Raw genomic sequence first — 17,594 nt, 5'->3', positions numbered from 1 at the left:
AAGATGAGTAAAATAAAAATCGGCATTATCGGTGCCGGAAATATTTCGAATTGCCATATTCAGGCCTATCAAAAAAATCCTGATGTAGAAGTGTACGCGCTGTGTGATATCAATGAAAAACAGCTAAACGATATGGCGGAAAAATATCAGGTCAAACGCACGTTCACAGATGTGAATGAAATGTTGAAATTAAAGGAACTGGATGCGGTCAGCGTCTGCACCTGGAATTCCGCACATGCCTCCTGCACTATTGCGGCACTGAACGCCGGCAAGCATGTTCTGTGTGAAAAGCCCATGTCGGTTTCAGAGGAAGAGGCAAAAACCATGAAGGAAGCGGCAGAGAAAAACGGAAAGCTTCTGATGATTGGATTTGTGAGAAGACATGGAAATGACTGCAAAGTTCTTCAGGATTTTATCCGAAATGATTCTCTGGGAGAAATTTATTATGCAAAAGCGACTTATCTGAGAAGAAACGGCAATCCAGGCGGATGGTTTGGGGATAAATCCCGTTCCGGAGGAGGACCTCTGATTGATCTCGGCGTTCATGTAATCGATCTGGTTCGATATCTGATGGGAAATCCAAAGGTAACTTCAGTGTACGGCGCAACGTTTCAAAAGCTGTTCAACCGTAAAAATATAAAATCGGTCAAAGGGTATTCCTCTGTGGGAAGAAGCACGGAGGACATTTGCGATGTGGAGGATCTGGCTTCTGCTCTTATCCGTTTTGACAACGGGGCAGTCCTTTCGGTTGAAGCCAGCTTCAGTCTGAATATAAAAAAGGATGAAGGAAAGATCGAGCTTTTCGGGACAAAGGGCGGCGCGAAATTGGATCCGGAATTGGAAATGTATACGGAGTTAAATGATTATCTTGCCAATGTTCAGCTGGACACCCAGACAGCACTCGATTTTGACGGGCTATTTGAGGGAGAAATCAATCACTTTGTGGATTGCGTTGCAAATGGAACAAAGTGCATTGCTCCGGCAGAGGACGGTATTGAATTAATGCGCATTCTGGATGCGATTTATGAATCTGCCAGGACGGGCCATGAAGTGATATTAAAGTAGAGAGTTGACATATAACAAAAGAAAGAGGTTCTCCGCCTTTTAGACGAGGTTCCCTTCATTTTTCTGGGTGGTACCATCCACTGCAGAAATGTTGTTTACCGGGGCTACGCCCCCTATTGAAAACAGATAAGAGGCTGCAGCAATATTTGCTGCAGCCTCTTTGTACTTTTTTACAGAAATTTTCCTTCCGTTTTGAGTGCTGCACAGCGGCATTTGAAAAAAGGGGAATCGATAAAAATTCTATTTTCACTTTTTCTATTTTATTTGACAAAAAACGCCATTCGGTGTAAGATAGGAAAAAAGGGGGAAAAACAAATGAAAAAAACAGTTTGTCTGGTATTTGTTCTTTTCTTTTTACTGTCAGGCTGCGGGGAAGACAAGCAAACGCAGAATATAAAAGTTTATACTCCTGAGCCATCCGCGACGGTTACACCAGCTATAACCCCCAGTGACAGTCCTGCTCCGGAACCAACTCAAACGCCGGAAACGGAGAAGAACACGGAGGCGCCGGCGGCTGCATCCAATGAGAAAAGCACCGATGCGGATGATAAAAATTCCGGTACGGTTTATGTTACAAAAAGTGGAAAGAAATACCATAGAGACGGCTGCAGTTCCCTCAGCAAGAGCAAGATCCCTATCAGCAAAAGCAAAGCGGCTGCACAGGGGTATACTCCTTGTTCAAAATGCTTTAAGTGATAAGCGCTGCATTATGAGAAAGTCGTGAAAAATCGCGGGAAATGGTGCTGTATGCAGCTTTTTAATGCTTAAAAAGCCAGATGAAATTTGAAATCATCTGGCTTTTTCTGTCTGTGTACTTCAACAGACAGACCGTTTCATATAATCAGCAAAAGAATACCGAATGCACAGCCGAACAGGCCTAAAATCTGAAGCGGACGGAACTTTTCTTTCAGCACAAACATGCTGTATAGAGAATAAAGAAGGATCGTCAGTGCGGTGACAATCGGGTAATACATATAAACCGCGTCATTCAATGCCAGTAAATCCATGGCCTTGTACATGGTAAATTGAACGATTGTTGCAATGAAGCCGCCTGTAAAGAAGCCGATTTTGATACACAGCGGGTCATTCTTAATTTTCAGGGCAAATTTGGCTATTCCGAAAAACAGCAGAATGCCAAGCGCGAAAGAAAAGCCTCTGAAATTGATGGTATCAGTATATTGAAACTGTGAGGGAATCGCTGAAATCGTCTGATAGATTCCGCTGGCCAGAAAAGCAGTGATACAGAAAATCAGCCAGTTTTTATTTAATTTTACTTTGTAGCGGTTCATTCCCAGCAAAAATACACTGACGAAAGTGACTGTGATAGCAATATAATTAAAAATGCTGGCGGGAGTGCGGAATATAATAATGACCAGAAGAAAATTCAGCACCATTGAGGATTGGTTGATTGCGGTGGTCAGTCCGGAATGTCCCAGCCTCATTGCATTCATGTTCAAAACGGAGTTCGCTGAAGAAAAAAACGCAGCCGTAAACATCACAATTAAAATTTTCAAAAAATCCGTTTCCATGACAGCCTCTGCACTACCCAATGAAAACGCTTTTACAACCATTATTATCCCAATCATAACAGTTGCAAAAAAGTTGGCCCAAAATCCGTATTCAATCGGATGTGCTTTATGTCCTGTGGCAAGTTTCATAAACATGGGATACAGTGTGGAAAGCACGCCGATAAACCCGCACAGCAGAAGGCCAGTAACCATAAAAATCCCTTCTCTCCAATGCCGATGTCAGTTTAGTTATCATAGCACAACTACCCGGCTATTTCAAGAAGAAACATTAATATAATTTGCTTTTGTGGAATATATATTAATAAAGGCTCCGTCGGAGGGGAAAAGTCGAGGATTTTGACGGCGGTGAATACGGTCTTGCATGAAAGCGGAAACCGTTGCCGAGACGGAGCCGATTTGACAAAAATGGGAGGCATTCTTGTGAAAAAAATTCTGTCTGTGGTGATACTGACCATTTTGTTCCTCGCTTTTTTGTTTACAGCAGTGACTTTGGGGATGTGGTCGGATGATTATATTGTGCTTATCAAAGAGGATGGTTTGTATGCGGAGCACTGCAGCTTTTCTAAGAATCGGGAAGTTCGGATAGCGGCGGGGGATTCCTTTGAACGCCCGGAGGTTTCACCTTCTGGAAAATATACAGCTGTAGTCGAAAACGATGTTTTGGCCATATATCACATGGAGAAGCGGCAGCTTGTATATCAGTATGATAAGAGTTTAAATTATTATAATTGGGATCCGAAAAAGGATATTTTATATACCTCCTGTCAGGATGGAACTCTTGTATCCTTGGATTTTGAGAAAAAGATGGTTGCCGTGCGGACCATCACAGGCGGCGATAACACGATTTATTCCAATATTATTCCTACCGGCGAAACTCTGTATTATAACAAATCTCTGTTGATGGATGGTGAAAATACGCCTGGGGGAATCTGGAGCTTCCACATGCAGACCAATCAGGAAAAACTCTTGATTCCAGCACAGAAAAGGGGAATGTATCCCATTTTGAGCGGTGTCTCCAAAAAAGGCGAATACCTTTTTCTGTTTCAATGCGGGTCTCAGGGCGGGCAGAATACAGATGGAGTGGAAATGCAGGTTTATGATGTGGAAAACCAACGGATAAAACAATATGAAAAACCGTTGGTAACCCTACCCTACAATCAAAATCTGGCCTTGAACAGCGAAGACAACTTAATCGCTATCAACAGCGGGGAAAACCGACATATGAATTTTCATAAAACAGTAGGAACTTTTCTTATTGAGGATGGAACTTTCCGTCCCCTGATTCCAGAGAATATGGTTTCTATGACACCTGATATCTCAGGGCAGAAGGTAATTTTCAGTGCCGGAAAAGTGCAGGAAGATTGGAAGGAGTTTGGCAAAAACGGGGCTCTGCAAATTTATCAGGCCAGTGTGAATAAACGGGAATTGAAGCAGTTGACGAACCATACGGACAGTATACAGCTTAATCCGGTTTACCTGGATAAAGGAAGAAAAATAGCTTATATCCGCGCATATGAAGATCGATGGGAACTGTGGGTTATGAACGGGAGTGGGAACCAGCAGAGATTAGCCGCCCGGAATTTAAAAAAACTTGACAGTTTTTATGGTTCCTATTATTTCTATGAGATTATGGATATTCACCGTTAAAACGCTGTATGACGTGGCTGCGCTCCTTATTGAAATGTGTACCTGTATCTGTAGATGAAAACAAGGTTATCTTAAGGCATTCATTTTTTACATAAAAGGGGCTGGAAGCCATTTGGCCTCCGGCCCTTATTCTCTCTGAAAATGAAGTTTGTGAAAACATGATTCTATTCGCCTAATGCAGTATTGAGATGGAATGCATTCGAAAGCTCTCAGCATTTTTTTACGAGGATACATTCTCCCGCTGGCGTATTCCGGTGCAAAGCATCTTATGGGAATACCTTCTCCTATGCCCTGCGGGTGGGGCGATATCAAAGCTCCTTTTTCCGGTAAATGAGGAAAGAAAGGAAAAAGGAAAGAATATATGCGGCGGCAACAAACGCAGGAAACCCATACAGGAGCGATTTCAGCGTTTGGATGTCCGGCATCTGCAGGTCTAGTTTTGATACGATAAAAACAGCGGCAAAAGGGATTACAAAGAACAACATCATTAGAATTCGTCCTTTTTCTACGCCCAGTTTAAATAATACAGGCAGCAGGAGAGAGAGATAAAGAATGCTGACAGCGTAGAGGATAAAAATAGAAATCAGCTCTCCCTCCTCTTTGACTGGAATGATCCATTGAAACAGCAGTAGAACAGCAAGACCGCCGGTTGCACACAACAGTCCGAGAATATATTTTTCCAATACCATATCTCGGCGGGACACCGGCATGGTTAATGCATATTTATCCCAGTTTGCACGTTCGTCAAAGGAGAGTGCGGTAATTGGCATCATTGCACTGACTACACATATCATGCCGCCAATAAAGGAAACATTGTTGCTGCTGACAGAAACCACTCCATAAAAAAGAATAAAAACCAGATAGATAAACGCCTGTTTTTTTAGATTGATCAAATCCTTTAAAAGAAGTCCTTTCATCTGACACCCTCCTTAATATGATACAGCATAATTTCCTCCATCGTTGCCCTGTCTATCAAAGCATCGCCTCTGATTTTATCTTTTAAAACCAATGCTTCTACCCCGAAGCTGTTTTTCCGGAAGCCTTTCACCGCGGCTTTATCAAGGGCATCAAACTGCTCGACGGAGCATTTTAAAAGGCCGTATTTTTCCAGCAATTTATCTTTGGATTCACTGAACACCAATTTTCCTCTATGAATAAATGTAATATAATCACAAATTTTTTCCAGATCACTGATGATATGGGAGGAAATCAGAATAGAGTGATCGTCATTTTGAATGAATTCCAAAAATACATCCAGAATTTCATCCCGTACAATCGGATCAAGGCCGCTGGTTGCTTCATCCAGAATCAACAATTTCGGAGTGTGGGACAGTGCCGCCGCGATAGAAAGCTTCATTTTCATACCTCGGGAGTAATCTTTCACCTGTTTTTTTTCAGAAAGAGAAAATTGGCCGGCAAATTTCAAAAAGGTTTCCTCGCTCCAATTCAGATAAGTATAGCTCATTATTTTGTTGATATCTTTTAGGGTTAAATTCTCCGGAAAGCAGCATTCGTCCATCACAACACCGATATCTTCTTTCCCTCGTTTGCTGGATTTTACCGGTTCATTGCCCATAACAAAGATTTCACCGCTGTCTTTCCGAATTAAGTCCAGAATCAACTTGATTGTTGTGCTTTTTCCGGCGCCATTTTCTCCGATAAGTCCCATAATGCATCCGCAGGGCAACTGAAAGCTTACGTTGTCCAGCGTGAATTCCTGATATTTTTTTGAAACGTTGATGACCTCAATGGCATTCGTCATATGCTATTCCTCCTCGTAGATCAAAGTTAACATATCGATTAAATCCGGAAGGGTTAAGCCGCAGAGCATCGCGGATTTTATGATTTCCTGCATCTGAGATTCAATCGTTCTCAATTGCTGTTCTTTGATAAGTTCCGTATTTTTGTCTGCTACAAAACTGCCTTTTCCAGTGATTGATACAATAAATCCATCGCGTTCCAATTCCTCGTAAGCGCGTTTTGTCGTGATGACGCTGATGCGCAGCTCTTTGGCTAGAAACCGCATAGAGGGGAGCGGATCTCCAGCAGCGAGTTGACCGGAAATAATCATATTTTTTATTTGGGAACCGATCTGTTCATAAATTGGCTGCCCGCACTGATTGCTTATAATAATATTCAAACAATCGCCTCCTCGAAATATTGTATATATCCATTATATACAATATTGACATTTTGTCAATATTATTTTTCTTTTCTTGCATGAAAATTAAAAAAATGATAAAAAGAAGAAAAAATCACTTGATTTTTTTGAAATGTGTGTTATAATTAAATAGTTAAATCTGGGTGTGGCGCAGATGGTAGCGCGCTACCTTGGGGTGGTAGAGGCCGTGGGTTCAAGTCCCGCCACTCAGACCAAAAAACAAAAAAACGACATTGTTCTTTGTCAAACAATGTCGTTTTTTTATGGAATATTTTCTGTGCGAATCTGATGTATACTTCGCTTCCTTTCACTCAACGAATCATTTTTTTGATCAATTCCACATTTTCGGCAATATTTCTTGTTCCGTCTATTCGTATGATGGGGCAGTTTAAAGAATTTGTCCATGTTTCAATATCTTGCTCTGATTTTTTTGCTGCCATATCGAAAAACTCTGTTTCCCGTTCATACAAATCTCCGCCCGGCAGTATTCTGTCTCCAAACTTCTGAAAGGAACGGTTCCTCACTCGCTGTAATCTTACTTTCTTCGGAGCGCTGAGAACGATCACATATTTGTAAAGTGTCAAAATTTTTTCTCCCAAATTTCCTTTCACAGCTGCAAGTACAAAATTTTCATACTTTTGCACTTCATCCAGCAGCCGTTTTTCCACTTCACTGCGGAGCGGGGGCAACCGTATACATAGTCCGCATTTATTTTCGGAAAATATAAGGTTTCAATATCGATAAAATGATAATGGAGTTCCTTTGCCAATTGTTTTCCGAGCGTGCTTTTGCCGCTGCCGTTGCAGCCGCACACAAGAATGCCTGTTCCCATAAAGGCTCCTTTCTAGATGAGTAAATGATGCGGACAGGTTTTATCCCTGCCCGCATGAAAACATATAATGAAAAATAAGATATTCCCGCCTCTTCTGGCGGCAGGAACCGCTTCTTTTTTCAGCGGGAGTACGCTCTCTCTTTGTTGTATAAACGGATAAAGTCCCTTATTGAGAACCGAAGCAGGTTACCAGATTTTCACTCTGTCCTCCGGCTTTACATACATACCGTCGTTTTCCCCGATGCCGAAGGCTTTATAGAACTCATCAAAGTTTACAACCACCCGGTTGACGCGCAGTTTATCGACGCTGTGCACATCTATTTGGGAGGCGTATTGATAGTACGCGCGGGATGCGGTGGATGCCCAGCATTTTGCCATACTTCTGTATAATGTTTTGAAATCAGGATTTTCAAGACCGGCGGCGATTTCAGTGACGCATGCCGCGGCTCCCTGATCCGCTACGTTTTCACTCAAGGTAAGGCTGCCGTTCATCAGGATACCGGGAACGCCTTCCTGTCCCTCATAGAATGCAGCCATTTTATCGCAGAGCTGCTGAAATGCCTCATAGTCTTCTTCCGTCCACCAATCCGCCGCATTGCCGTTTTCATCAAACTTCGCACCGTTGTTGTCGAAAGCATGGGTGATTTCGTGGGCGATGATATAGCCGATTGCACCAAGATTCTGTTCATAGGAGGCGTTTACATCATACATGGGCGGCTGTAAGATTGCCGCTGGAAAGGTGATATCATTGGAAGTGGCAACATAGCAGGCGTTTACGGTAAACGGATACATCGCCCATTTTGTTTTATCTACCGGTTTGTTTTGCAGGTTGATGATTTCCTGCTTTTGAGCGGCAAGGATGCTGAGCATATTTTCAAAATAACTACCGCCTTCCTCTGCGGATTTTATGTCAGCATAATCAAGATAGGTCTCCCAATGGTCAGGATATCCGATCTTTATCCCCAAATGATCCAGCTTGTTGATTGCTTTTTCTTTGGTTGTATCGCTCATCCAAGGGATATTTTGTATCCTTCTGCGGTAAACGGCAACGATATCCTTCACCATTTTTTCAACGTCTTTTTTTGCTTCTTCCGTGAAATATTTTTGCGCATAGATTTCTCCAATATAATCCGGCATCGTATTCTGCACGGTCAAAGCGGCACGCTCCTCTTCCGTATAACTGCCTTCCGTGCCGAGAAATTCTTTGTTGAATTTCTCGGAAGCGTCAATAAATTCCTGATTGAGGGCGCCGCCCCATCCGGCAAGCAGGCTTAGTTTGGCATATGCCTTTAAACTGTCGGTATTTTCATTGGTGAAATATTCCGCGAAGGCTTTTGTGAGTCCCACATCAGCAATAACAATATGATCTGTCTTTGACAGTCCCGAATTTCCGAATACCTTGCCGATATCGATTTCCGGAAATAGCTCCTGAATCTGCTGCATGGTGAAAAGATTATATAGCTTATCCACATTGCCGTAGTCTTCCCGGTTCATCATAGCAGCGGCCAAAACGGTTTCCATATCGAAGCATTTATCAGCCAGGACAGCCGCGTTCTCTGCTGTTTCACCGCCCAGAACAAACAGCTTTTCCATATATTTTATGTAGGCTTTTGTCTGAGAGGAATTCTTGTCGATGTAAACCTCCTTTTGAAGAGAGGGACTGCTTGTTCCGAAGGTCAGCATATATTTGGTGCTGTCTTTCATATCAATGGAAAGACTGAAATACAGAAAAGGGTTGACTCCGATTTCATCCGATAAAGTGCTCTGAATATCAATCAGATCGCCGACGGATTTTGCGGTGTCAATCAACTCCAGATATTCTTTAATCGGTGTAATGCCCGCTTTGTTTCTCGCATCCATGTTTTTTACGTTTTTATAAAAGTCTGCGATCTTCTGCTCCTTTGTTCCTTTGGGGTGAGCGGATGACGTAACCTCCTTTATGATTTCGCTTACCTGGGCGGCAGAATTGTCATTTAAATCATATAACGTACCTGCTATGGTACGTCCCGGTTTTATCGTGAGGGCGTTTAAAGCATTCCTGTTTACCGCTGCATAAAAATCGTCTTTTTCATTTGTGCCGAACAGGGCATAAACACGCTTGATAAATAAATTCATCTGCTCGATTGTCACCGGTTCATCAGGAGAAAAAATTCCTTCTGCCGTTCCTGCAACGATTCCGGCGTCAAAGACATCGGAAAGTTCTGTTTGCGCCCAGTCTGGTATATCGGTAAAGCTGCCGGCGGGAATTGCTACACGGGCATTGTGACCGGTGGGTTCTGGCAATTCTCCGAATGCCCGTTTCAGCATGACAAGCGCTTCGGCGCGGGTGACCGGGCGTTCCTCATGGAGTTCACCGTCTCCGTATCCTTTTATAATGTCGGTTTTCTTTACCGACGGATTGTAGTCGTCTGCCGCTGTTAAAAGGGCCTGCACAACCTCGCCGCGTGTCGCGTTTCTGTCGGAAGCAAAAGCTGCCGGCAGGACGGAGGTAAGCAAAGCCAGTGTCAAAAACGCTGCAATACTTCTTTTCCATTTCATATTACAAAACTCCTTTCCCTTCGATTGTAAAGCAGATAAATTGGTATGTCAACACAGTGGGAGGAAAATTAAAAAAACTTAAGCATTGCTGATAACAAGACAAAAAGCAAAGAAATGTCGAAAAATGTCTGGAAGAAACTAACTGGTTACAATTGAATATTATGGTTTTTTTGATATAATTGTAATATATAGTATTTTTGCTTAAGAGGTAAAAAAATGGGTGAATCAAAAAGAGAAAAATTTTTTGCACGGATATCAAAGGATGGCTCAAAACAGTATTTGGAGAAGCACTCCTGCTCGGTTTCTGTTCTGTGCGGACAGCTTGCCTCGAAAATCGGTATGCAGCACTGCGGTGAACTGTTGGGCTTGCTTCACGACATGGGAAAGTATACCGAAGCGTGGCAGGAATACCTGTTGGAATCATTCCAAAACAATGGAAAAGTCAAAAAGAGAAATCATTCTGCACTTGGGGCAAGATATGTGTGGGAGAAATTGCGTCCTATCCACACGCTTCCGGCGGACATGCTTACGGGGATTCTCTGTGGACACCACGGCGGACTGCCGGACTATCTGACGCCGGAAGGGAACGATGGCATCCGCGGGCGTCTTTATCCCAACGAGGAATTGTTCTATGCGGAAGCAAAAGAAAATTTTCATGCTCTCTGTAAAGCGGAAGCAGAGATTAAAGCTTTGTACGAAAAGGCATATGAAGAATTCAAAAGGGTTTATCCGAAGGTGAAAAAGAATGCGTTTCATTGTGGACTGATTGAAAAATTACTGCACAGCTGTCTGCTGGACGCGGACCGGCTGGACGCCGCCTGTTTTGACATGGAGCGGACGCCAAGCGTGAAGGAGGATTATCAGGCGCTGTGGAGCACGCTTTCCGAAAGGCTGGAGGAACATATAAAAGATTTTTCGCTTAGAGACGGAGCAAGTGAAAAAGAACAGGAGATCTACCAGCTGCGCGGCGTTATTTCGGAGGAATGCTGGAAGGCGGCCTTCCGGGAAACCGGAATTTATTCTTTGAGCTGTCCCACCGGTTCGGGGAAAACCCTTGCCTCCCTCCGGTTTGCGCTGGAACATACCAGACAGAAGAGGAAAAAGCATATCTTTTATATCATCCCCTACCTGTCCATTTTGGATCAGACCGCGTCGGAAATCCGAAACGCATTAGCCGGCGCGGAGGGATGGGATGACAGCATGCTGTTGGAAATTCACAGCAGTATGACGGAGAAGAAGGCGAAAGACGATGAGGAAGAAAAGCTTTATGAGCTGATTTCCGAGCGGATGGATGCCCCGATTATTCTGACCACAATGGTAGGCTTTCTCCATATTTTTTATGGGGAAAACACCAAACATAACCGTTTGGCGCACCAGTTCGCCGATTCAGTGATTCTTTTTGACGAGGTGCAGAAGGTTCCTCTTCACACCGTATACCCGTTCATTCGAACATTGAACTTTTTACATAACGTCTGTGATTCCACATCGGTTCTCTGCACGGCGACACAGCCCATGCTGGATCGGATTGGAACGGAGGAAAAGCTTCGCATAGCGGAAAAACCGGAGCTCTGCACCGTGAACGCGGAAATTTTCAAGGCGTTTGAACGCACCAAACTGATTGACGAAAGAAGAAAAAACGGCTATTCGCCGGAAGTCTTGGCGGAAAGAGTCCTGCAAGAGAAGGCTGAGAACGTCTTAATCGTTCTGAATACCAAAAAAAGTGTGCACTTGTTGTATGAAGCCTTAAAGGAAAGCACAGAGGAATATAAATTGTATTGTCTGACCACCTATCTCTGTGCGGCGCATCGTCGGAAGTTATTTGAGGAGATTCGCCAAAAGCTTCAGAGTGGAGAAAAGCTGATTGTGGTCAGCACCGCGCTGATTGAGGCCGGTGTGGATATCAGCTTTCCATGTGTGTTCCGTGCCATTGCTGGGATGGATTCCATTGTGCAGGCGGCGGGACGATGTAACCGTCATGGGCAGGAGACAGAGCGCAAACCTGTTTACATCGTCAATCCGGATTTTGAACATTTGGAGAACGGGCTACTGGATATCAAGATCGGTGCACAGCAGACCAGACGTGTGATTGACGAGGTAAAAGCCGCGCCGGAAAAATACGGCGGAGAACTGCTCTGTCGGGAAGCGGTGGAGAAATATTTTTTGTATTACTTTTCCGAACAGCAGAAAAAGCTGGATTATGAAGCATCTGGCAAGACCTTTTCAGAGTTGCTGGGAGCCAATGCAGGCAGCTATGCGGCTTATGCGGCGCAGCAGGGAGAACCGTTTTCTATGTTTATGAGGCAATCCTTCCAATCGGCCGGGGATGCTTTTGCCGCGATTGAGGAGTACGGCAAGCCGGTGATTGTCCCTTACGAAAGAGGGCGGGAGATCATTGCGGCTCTTTGCAGTACGGAGGAACTGGGAGATTTGAAGAAGCTTCTCCGGGAGGCACAGCAGTATACGGTTAATCTCTCACCGAGCGATTTCCAAGCGATTGGTGACGGCATACGATACTTGGAGGATTTGGATATCTATATTCTGAAAGATACCTTTTACGATGAAACGAAAGGGGTGGTGACTGAATCACAAGCAAAAGCACTACTTCATTAAAAGGAGGAGAAAGACGATGGAAAAAGCGAACAGCATTACATTCCGGCTGGAAGGGCGTTACGCCCTGTTTTCCGATCCGTTAAACCGGATGGGGGGAGAAAAATTTACCTATCAGGTTCCCACTTATCAGGCTCTGGTCGGCATTGCGGAGTCCATCTACTGGAAGCCGACATTCCGCTGGGTTGTTGACAAAGTTCGGGTGTTGAATCCCATCCGATCAGAATCCAAGGGGATACGGCCTTTGGTTTACAAGAAAAGTGATACACCGAACACTTTATCTATTTATACTTATTTAGTCAATGTGACTTATGAAGTGCAGGCTCATTTTGAGTGGAATGAGAACCGCCCGAACCTGGCGCATGACCGAAACGAAAACAAACACTATTTTATGGCAAAGCGTTCCTTGCAAAAAGGAGGACGGCGGGACATCTATCTGGGAACCCGGGAATGTCAGGGCTATGTGGAGCCTTGCACCTTCGGAGAAGCGGAAAGCTGTTATGACGGAAGCGGAGAAATCCCCTTGGGCGTTATGTTTCACGGTTTTACCTATCCCGGCGATGTCAAACAAGAGGAGGAAAAGGGAATGCTCAGCGCCCGGTTCTGGACGCCGGTGATGAAGGACGGTGTCATTCGTTTTCCGCGCCCGGAGGAGTGCACGATTGTCAGGCCGCTTTTCAAGATGGAAATGAAACCGTTTGGGGAAGTACTGGGGAATTTCAGCGGTCTTGCAGAATTTGGAGGTGATGACTTTGAGCTGGATGAGTGATCTCTGTCAAACCTATGACGCCTGTTTCGGGAAGAAACTGACGTTTCAGCCCCGCACCGAATTGTTACATATGGGTCATTCCACCCAGAATGCACAGATTGAAATTGTTCTGAATGGGGATGGATTGTTCCGGAACGCGGAGATTGTCCCAAAAGATGACGCTGTGACGGTAATACCGGTGACGGAGGATTCTGCAGGCAAAACAAGCGGAGATTCTCCCCATCCTCTTTGTGACAAACTAAAATATATTGCGGCGGATTACGCGGTCTATACCAAAGAAGACAATGCAAAAAAATATAATGCCTACTTGGAACAGTTGAAAGACTGGGCAGAATCTCCTTACTCCTGTCAGAAAGTGCAAGCGATATACACCTATCTGAAAAAGGGACGGGTGATTACCGATTTGTTGGAAGCAGGAATTTTACAGATTGGAGAAAATGGAAAACTAAAGGATGATAAGATTGAGGAAATCTCCCAAAAGGACAGCTTTGTGCGTTTTCGGGTAGAGATCGACAGCGGCAAGGCGGAGGATCGGGAGGCAAGAGTTTACCGGGATTCAATGGTTTATGAGAGTTTTCTTTCCTACTACACATCAAAAAAAGCAGTTCAGAAGAAAGATTTGTGCTATGCGACGGGAAAATGGATGCCCTGTTCGGACAAACATCTAGCAAAAATAAGGCATATCGGAGATAAGGCAAAATTGATATCTTCTAATGAACCCACCGGGTTTACTTACCACGGAAGATTTTCAAACAGTAGGGAAGTGGCTTCGATTGGTTATGAAACCTCGCAGAAAGCCCATTTGGCGCTTCGGTGGCTGGTGGAAAACCAGGGGTTTCACTGCGGCGAACAAGTGATCGTCGCATGGGAACTGCAGGGAAGAAAGATTCCCTCTCCCTTTCAAGGAACTGCGGAGGTTGCAATGGAGGAATGGGAGAAGGATGCAGAGGAAGAACTCCATGAGATTGTTCAGACCGGATGGGAATTCAGCAAAAAGCTGAAAAAGGCAGTGAAAGGGTACCGCAAGGAACTGGATATTCACTCGGATGTGGTTGTGATGGCTCTGGAGGCCGCGACAACGGGACGGCTTTCCATAGTATTCTATAAAAAGATGAAGGGCTCCGATTATTTGGATAACATTGAGCACTGGCATAATACCTGCAGCTGGTATCTTGAATACAAGTCGGAAAAGCAGGGGGACGAAAACAGCAAAGGATATTTCTTTGTCGGCGCGCCTTCTTTAAGGGACATCTGTGTGACAGCGTATGGAGATGAACATGGGGAAAGTATGAAGAAACTTTTGAAATCTCAAATAGAACGTTTATTACCCTGTGTAACCGACCGGAAACCTTTGCCGGAAGATATCCTTCGGATGGCAGTGAATCGTATTTTCCGACTAGGTGTTTTTGGCAAGAAAAAGGAAGAGGCGAAAAATAAGTTTCAGAAAGCTTTGAGTATCACATGTGCGATGATACGAAAATTCAGATTTGATAAATATAAGGAGGAATGGAATATGGCGTTGGAGGAACGAAGAACCGATCGAAGTTATCTGTTCGGCAGGCTTTTGGCAGTGGCACAGGAACTGGAAGAAAATGCGCTGTATCATCAGAAAAATCAGGAAAATCAGAAAAATCAGAGGGACACGGCGGCGGAACGATTCCGTGAAATTTTCCGCAGAAAGCCTGTAAAGACCTGGGGCGTGATAGAAGACTGTCTTAGCCCCTATCTCTCTTACCAAAAAGCAACAGGCAATTCGCTTTACACAGATAAGCTGGACGAGATCATCGATCTATTCCAGCCGGGGGATTTTGAGAGCAAAGCGCCGCTGGATGAACTGGTGTTCCTCGGCTATCACTGCCAGCGCAGAGCGTTTAAGGAAGCCAGAATGCAAAACAAACAAGAAAATAAAGAGAAGAAAGGGAGTATAGAAGAATGAGCGTTTTAGAAAACAAAATCGATTTTGCTGTTGTTTTTCGTGTGGAAAAGGCGAACCCCAACGGGGATCCGCTGAATGGAAACCGTCCCAGAGAGACCTATGAGGGATATGGCGAGGTATCCGATGTCTGCCTGAAGCGGAAACTGCGGAACCGTTTGCAGGATATGGGATGCAGCATTTTTGTCCAGTCGGACGAACGGGCGGACGACGGCTTCAAAAGCTTGAGTGAACGTGCATCCAAGGCGGAGGAGCTGAAAGCTGCCGGAAAAGATAAAGAAGCTTACGCCAAAGCGGCCTGTGAAAAATGGATGGATGTGCGCGCCTTTGGGCAGGTGTTTGCCTTCACGAAAGGAAAAAAGGGAGACGGGGTTTCGGTCGGCGTGCGCGGTCCTGTCACCATACAGACCGCGGTGAGTGTGGAACCGGTGGATATCACAAGCATGCAGATTACCAAGAGCGTCAACAGTGAGCCGGGAGAGAAAAAATCATCCGATACCATGGGAAGAAAATATCGGGTGGAATACGGCATTTATAAAACCTTTGGCAGCATCAACTGCCAGCTGGCGGAGAAAACCGGCTTCTCGGAGGAGGATGCGGAGAAGATCCGGGAAGCGCTGATCTCACTGTTTGAAAATGATTGTTCCTCCGCGCGTCCGGACGGCAGTATGGAGGTCTTAAAAGTTTACTGGTGGCGGCATAATTCCAAATTGGGGCAGTATTCCTCGGCAAAGGTACACCGGAGTTTGACTGTAAGGCAGAACGGAATGGAAGCGGAAATGAGCCTTGCTTCTCTGGAGGGCTTGGAGCCGGAAATATACGATGGAATATAGGGAAGAGGATTTTCTGCAGTTATCCGGGATTCAGCATTTCGCTTTCTGCCGCCGGCAGTGGGCGCTGATCCATCTGGAACAGCAATGGCAGGAAAATCTTCGCACGGTGGAGGGGCATATCCTGCACGAAAAAGCGCACGACGCCTTCTTCATCGAGAAACGGGGAAATCTTTTGATTGCGCGCGGTCTTCCGGTCTTTTCAAGAATACTGGGCGTCAGCGGTGCCTGCGACGTGGTTGAATTTCACCGCAGCGCCGACGGGGTCTCGCTTTTCGGCAGGGAAGAGCGCTATCGCCCGGTTCCGGTGGAATACAAGAGGGGAAAGCCCAAGGAACACCGTGCGGACGAGCTTCAGCTCTGCTGTCAGGCAATGTGTCTGGAAGAAATGCTGCTCTGTGAAGAAATTCAAATCGGATATCTGTATTACGGCGAGCCGAAGCGGCGGCAGGAAGTGAAGCTGGATGAAACTCTGCGGATGCAGGTATGCTCCATGCTGGAGGAAATGCATGGCTATTTCCGAAGAGGCCATACCCCGAAAAGTAAGCCCGGAAAGCAGTGTAAAGCCTGTTCTCTGGAGGATATCTGCATGCCGTGGCTGTACAGCGCGGGTTCCGTGGAACAGTACATAAAGGAGGCAGGTAGATGAGACAGCTTTTAAATATTCTCTATGTCACCACACCGGATGCCTATCTTTCTTTGGATGGGGAGAACGTTGTCGTTTCTAAAAAGGAGGAAACGCTTGGGCGGATTCCGCTTCACAATTTGCAGGGCATCGTGGCTTTTGGTTATGTGGGCGCCAGTCCCGCCTTGATGGGTGCTTGTGTCAAGAGGAATATCGCTTTAACCTTTCTGACCATGCATGGACGTTTTTTGGCGCGTGCAACTGGGGAGACCAATGGAAATGTACTGCTCCGAAAGGAGCAGTACCGGGCTTCCGACAAGGAAGAAGAGAGTTTACGGTATGCAAAACATTTTATCAAAGGCAAGTTGTTCAATGCCCGCTGGAGCATAGAGCGCACCAAGAGGGACTATGCCATGCGGCTTGATACAGAACCCTTGACGAAAGCTTCCTCTTTCCTGCAGAATTCTTTTTTCCTTGTGGATTCATGTGCTGATCCGGAACAACTGAGGGGAGTGGAAGGCGAAGCGGCTTCGGTGTACTTTGGCGTGCTTGACCAGATGATCCTCCAGCAGAAGGAATTCTTTTGTTTTCAGACAAGAAACCGCAGACCGCCCACGGATCCGGTGAATGCCCTGTTATCTTTTGTTTATACGTTGCTGGCTCATGACACGGCATCTGCATTGGAAACCGTAGGGCTGGATTCCTATGTGGGTTTTCTCCATCGGGACAGGCCGGGCAGGATTTCCCTTGCTTTGGATTTGATGGAGGAACTGCGGCCGGTTTATGCAGATCGATTTGTGCTGTCGCTTATCAACAAACAGCAGATAAAGCCGGCGGGGTTCCGAAAGCAGGAAAATGGAGCCGTCATGATGGAGGATGAGACGAGAAAAAAGATTCTTTCCCTCTGGCAGGAACGAAAGAATGAGACTTTGACACATCCGTTTTTAAAGCAGAAGATTTCCTGGGGCTTGGTGCCGTATATTCAGGCACAGCTTCTTGCAAGAAGCTTGCGCGGCGATCTGGACGGCTATCCGCCTTTTTTGTGGAAATAGGAGGAA

The 17,594-nt window shown here is 45.3% G+C and carries 16 protein-coding genes and 1 tRNA gene; 10 read left to right on the top strand and 7 right to left on the bottom strand.

Annotation, left to right across the window (positions count from 1 at the left end; translation table 11 throughout):
* Positions 1-3 precede the first annotated feature (3 nt).
* Complete coding sequence (locus KQI32_RS00270) at positions 4-1,065, top strand: Gfo/Idh/MocA family protein (RefSeq protein WP_216423479.1); 1,062 nt, start codon at positions 4-6, stop codon at positions 1,063-1,065.
* Between the two features lie 315 nt (positions 1,066-1,380).
* Positions 1,381-1,761: a hypothetical protein gene (locus tag KQI32_RS00265; protein WP_216423478.1), complete on the top strand. Its 381-nt coding sequence runs from the start codon at positions 1,381-1,383 to the stop codon at positions 1,759-1,761.
* A gap of 137 nt (positions 1,762-1,898) precedes the next feature.
* On the opposite strand, the gene KQI32_RS00260 is transcribed toward KQI32_RS00265, so the two are convergent.
* Complete coding sequence (locus KQI32_RS00260) at positions 1,899-2,786, bottom strand: hypothetical protein (protein ID WP_216423477.1); 888 nt, start codon at positions 2,784-2,786, stop codon at positions 1,899-1,901.
* A 228-nt stretch (positions 2,787-3,014) separates the two neighbouring features.
* Between KQI32_RS00260 and KQI32_RS00255 the strand changes: the two genes are divergently transcribed.
* On the top strand, positions 3,015-4,241 hold the full coding sequence (locus KQI32_RS00255; protein ID WP_216423476.1) for a hypothetical protein: 1,227 nt from the start codon (positions 3,015-3,017) through the stop codon (positions 4,239-4,241).
* A 308-nt stretch (positions 4,242-4,549) separates the two neighbouring features.
* Here the strand turns inward: KQI32_RS00255 and KQI32_RS00250 are convergent, their stop codons facing one another.
* The 3 genes from KQI32_RS00250 to KQI32_RS00240 are packed head-to-tail and all read right to left on the bottom strand — an operon-like array spanning position 4,550 to position 6,381.
* Positions 4,550-5,158: an ABC-2 transporter permease gene (locus tag KQI32_RS00250; RefSeq protein ID WP_216423475.1), complete on the bottom strand. Its 609-nt coding sequence runs from the start codon at positions 5,156-5,158 to the stop codon at positions 4,550-4,552.
* Entirely contained in the window at positions 5,155-6,003 is an 849-nt protein-coding gene (locus tag KQI32_RS00245; RefSeq protein WP_177690416.1) for an ABC transporter ATP-binding protein, read from the bottom strand. The genes KQI32_RS00250 and KQI32_RS00245 overlap by 4 nt, the downstream gene beginning before the upstream one ends.
* Positions 6,004-6,006: 3 nt before the next feature.
* On the bottom strand, positions 6,007-6,381 hold the full coding sequence (locus KQI32_RS00240) for a GntR family transcriptional regulator (protein WP_177690414.1): 375 nt from the start codon (positions 6,379-6,381) through the stop codon (positions 6,007-6,009).
* Between the two features lie 160 nt (positions 6,382-6,541).
* Here KQI32_RS00240 and KQI32_RS00235 point away from each other — a divergent pair.
* Positions 6,542-6,617 (top strand) — tRNA-Pro (locus KQI32_RS00235).
* 96 nt (positions 6,618-6,713) lie between these two features.
* Here KQI32_RS00235 and KQI32_RS13325 read toward each other — a convergent pair.
* The 3 genes from KQI32_RS13325 to KQI32_RS00225 form a co-directional block, all read right to left on the bottom strand.
* Positions 6,714-6,986, bottom strand: coding sequence for a hypothetical protein (locus tag KQI32_RS13325; protein WP_253290945.1), 273 nt, complete (start codon positions 6,984-6,986; stop codon positions 6,714-6,716).
* A 23-nt stretch (positions 6,987-7,009) separates the two neighbouring features.
* Positions 7,010-7,234: a shikimate kinase gene (locus KQI32_RS13320; protein ID WP_253290943.1), complete on the bottom strand. Its 225-nt coding sequence runs from the start codon at positions 7,232-7,234 to the stop codon at positions 7,010-7,012.
* 186 nt (positions 7,235-7,420) lie between these two features.
* Positions 7,421-9,772 (bottom strand): M13-type metalloendopeptidase, encoded by a 2,352-nt coding sequence (locus KQI32_RS00225; RefSeq protein ID WP_216423474.1) that lies wholly within the window; start codon positions 9,770-9,772, stop codon positions 7,421-7,423.
* A gap of 216 nt (positions 9,773-9,988) precedes the next feature.
* Here KQI32_RS00225 and cas3 point away from each other — a divergent pair, with 216 nt between their 5' ends.
* Genes cas3 through cas1c form a run of 6 tightly spaced genes read left to right on the top strand, consistent with a single transcriptional unit; the run spans position 9,989 to position 17,588 of the window.
* Positions 9,989-12,382: a CRISPR-associated helicase Cas3' gene (gene cas3 / locus KQI32_RS00220; protein ID WP_216423473.1), complete on the top strand. Its 2,394-nt coding sequence runs from the start codon at positions 9,989-9,991 to the stop codon at positions 12,380-12,382.
* Positions 12,383-12,398: 16 nt separating this feature from the next.
* Positions 12,399-13,148 (top strand): type I-C CRISPR-associated protein Cas5c, encoded by a 750-nt coding sequence (gene cas5c, locus KQI32_RS00215; RefSeq protein WP_216423472.1) that lies wholly within the window; start codon positions 12,399-12,401, stop codon positions 13,146-13,148.
* The gene (gene cas8c, locus KQI32_RS00210; RefSeq protein WP_253290965.1) at positions 13,141-15,084 is read left to right on the top strand and encodes a type I-C CRISPR-associated protein Cas8c/Csd1; all 1,944 of its coding nucleotides are present in this window, start codon (positions 13,141-13,143) and stop codon (positions 15,082-15,084) included. Before cas5c ends, cas8c begins: the two co-directional genes overlap by 8 nt.
* Complete coding sequence (gene cas7c, locus KQI32_RS00205) at positions 15,081-15,914, top strand: type I-C CRISPR-associated protein Cas7/Csd2 (protein ID WP_216423470.1); 834 nt, start codon at positions 15,081-15,083, stop codon at positions 15,912-15,914. Before cas8c ends, cas7c begins: the two co-directional genes overlap by 4 nt.
* Complete coding sequence (gene cas4 / locus KQI32_RS00200) at positions 15,904-16,560, top strand: CRISPR-associated protein Cas4 (RefSeq protein WP_216423469.1); 657 nt, start codon at positions 15,904-15,906, stop codon at positions 16,558-16,560. Before cas7c ends, cas4 begins: the two co-directional genes overlap by 11 nt.
* Positions 16,557-17,588 carry a type I-C CRISPR-associated endonuclease Cas1c gene (cas1c, locus tag KQI32_RS00195; RefSeq protein WP_216423468.1) on the top strand — a complete coding sequence of 344 codons (1,032 nt, stop codon included), beginning with the start codon at positions 16,557-16,559 and terminating at the stop codon, positions 17,586-17,588. The genes cas4 and cas1c overlap by 4 nt, the downstream gene beginning before the upstream one ends.
* Positions 17,589-17,594 lie beyond the last annotated feature (6 nt).

Origin of the sequence: Acetivibrio sp. MSJd-27 (assembly GCF_018918095.1) — a bacterium.
In the GTDB taxonomy this organism is placed as follows: Bacteria; Bacillota; Clostridia; order UMGS1840; family HGM11507; genus HGM11507.
This window is presented reverse-complemented; position numbering and strand designations above follow the sequence as displayed.

What these genes read in the sequence shown, in the direction of transcription:
- KQI32_RS00270 (WP_216423479.1), top strand. Translation starts at nt 4, where the DNA reads ATGAGTAAAATAAAAATCGGCATTATCGGTGCCGGAAATATTTCGAAT.
- KQI32_RS00245 (WP_177690416.1), bottom strand. Translation starts at nt 6,003, where the DNA reads ATGACGAATGCCATTGAGGTCATCAACGTTTCAAAAAAATATCAGGAA.
- KQI32_RS13320 (WP_253290943.1), bottom strand. Translation starts at nt 7,234, where the DNA reads ATGGGAACAGGCATTCTTGTGTGCGGCTGCAACGGCAGCGGCAAAAGC.
- KQI32_RS00250 (WP_216423475.1), bottom strand. Translation starts at nt 5,158, where the DNA reads ATGAAAGGACTTCTTTTAAAGGATTTGATCAATCTAAAAAAACAGGCG.
- KQI32_RS00260 (WP_216423477.1), bottom strand. Translation starts at nt 2,786, where the DNA reads ATGGTTACTGGCCTTCTGCTGTGCGGGTTTATCGGCGTGCTTTCCACA.
- KQI32_RS00225 (WP_216423474.1), bottom strand. Translation starts at nt 9,772, where the DNA reads ATGAAATGGAAAAGAAGTATTGCAGCGTTTTTGACACTGGCTTTGCTT.
- cas8c (WP_253290965.1), top strand. Translation starts at nt 13,141, where the DNA reads ATGAGTGATCTCTGTCAAACCTATGACGCCTGTTTCGGGAAGAAACTG.
- KQI32_RS00265 (WP_216423478.1), top strand. Translation starts at nt 1,381, where the DNA reads ATGAAAAAAACAGTTTGTCTGGTATTTGTTCTTTTCTTTTTACTGTCA.
- cas1c (WP_216423468.1), top strand. Translation starts at nt 16,557, where the DNA reads ATGAGACAGCTTTTAAATATTCTCTATGTCACCACACCGGATGCCTAT.
- cas5c (WP_216423472.1), top strand. Translation starts at nt 12,399, where the DNA reads ATGGAAAAAGCGAACAGCATTACATTCCGGCTGGAAGGGCGTTACGCC.
- cas4 (WP_216423469.1), top strand. Translation starts at nt 15,904, where the DNA reads ATGGAATATAGGGAAGAGGATTTTCTGCAGTTATCCGGGATTCAGCAT.
- cas3 (WP_216423473.1), top strand. Translation starts at nt 9,989, where the DNA reads ATGGGTGAATCAAAAAGAGAAAAATTTTTTGCACGGATATCAAAGGAT.
- cas7c (WP_216423470.1), top strand. Translation starts at nt 15,081, where the DNA reads ATGAGCGTTTTAGAAAACAAAATCGATTTTGCTGTTGTTTTTCGTGTG.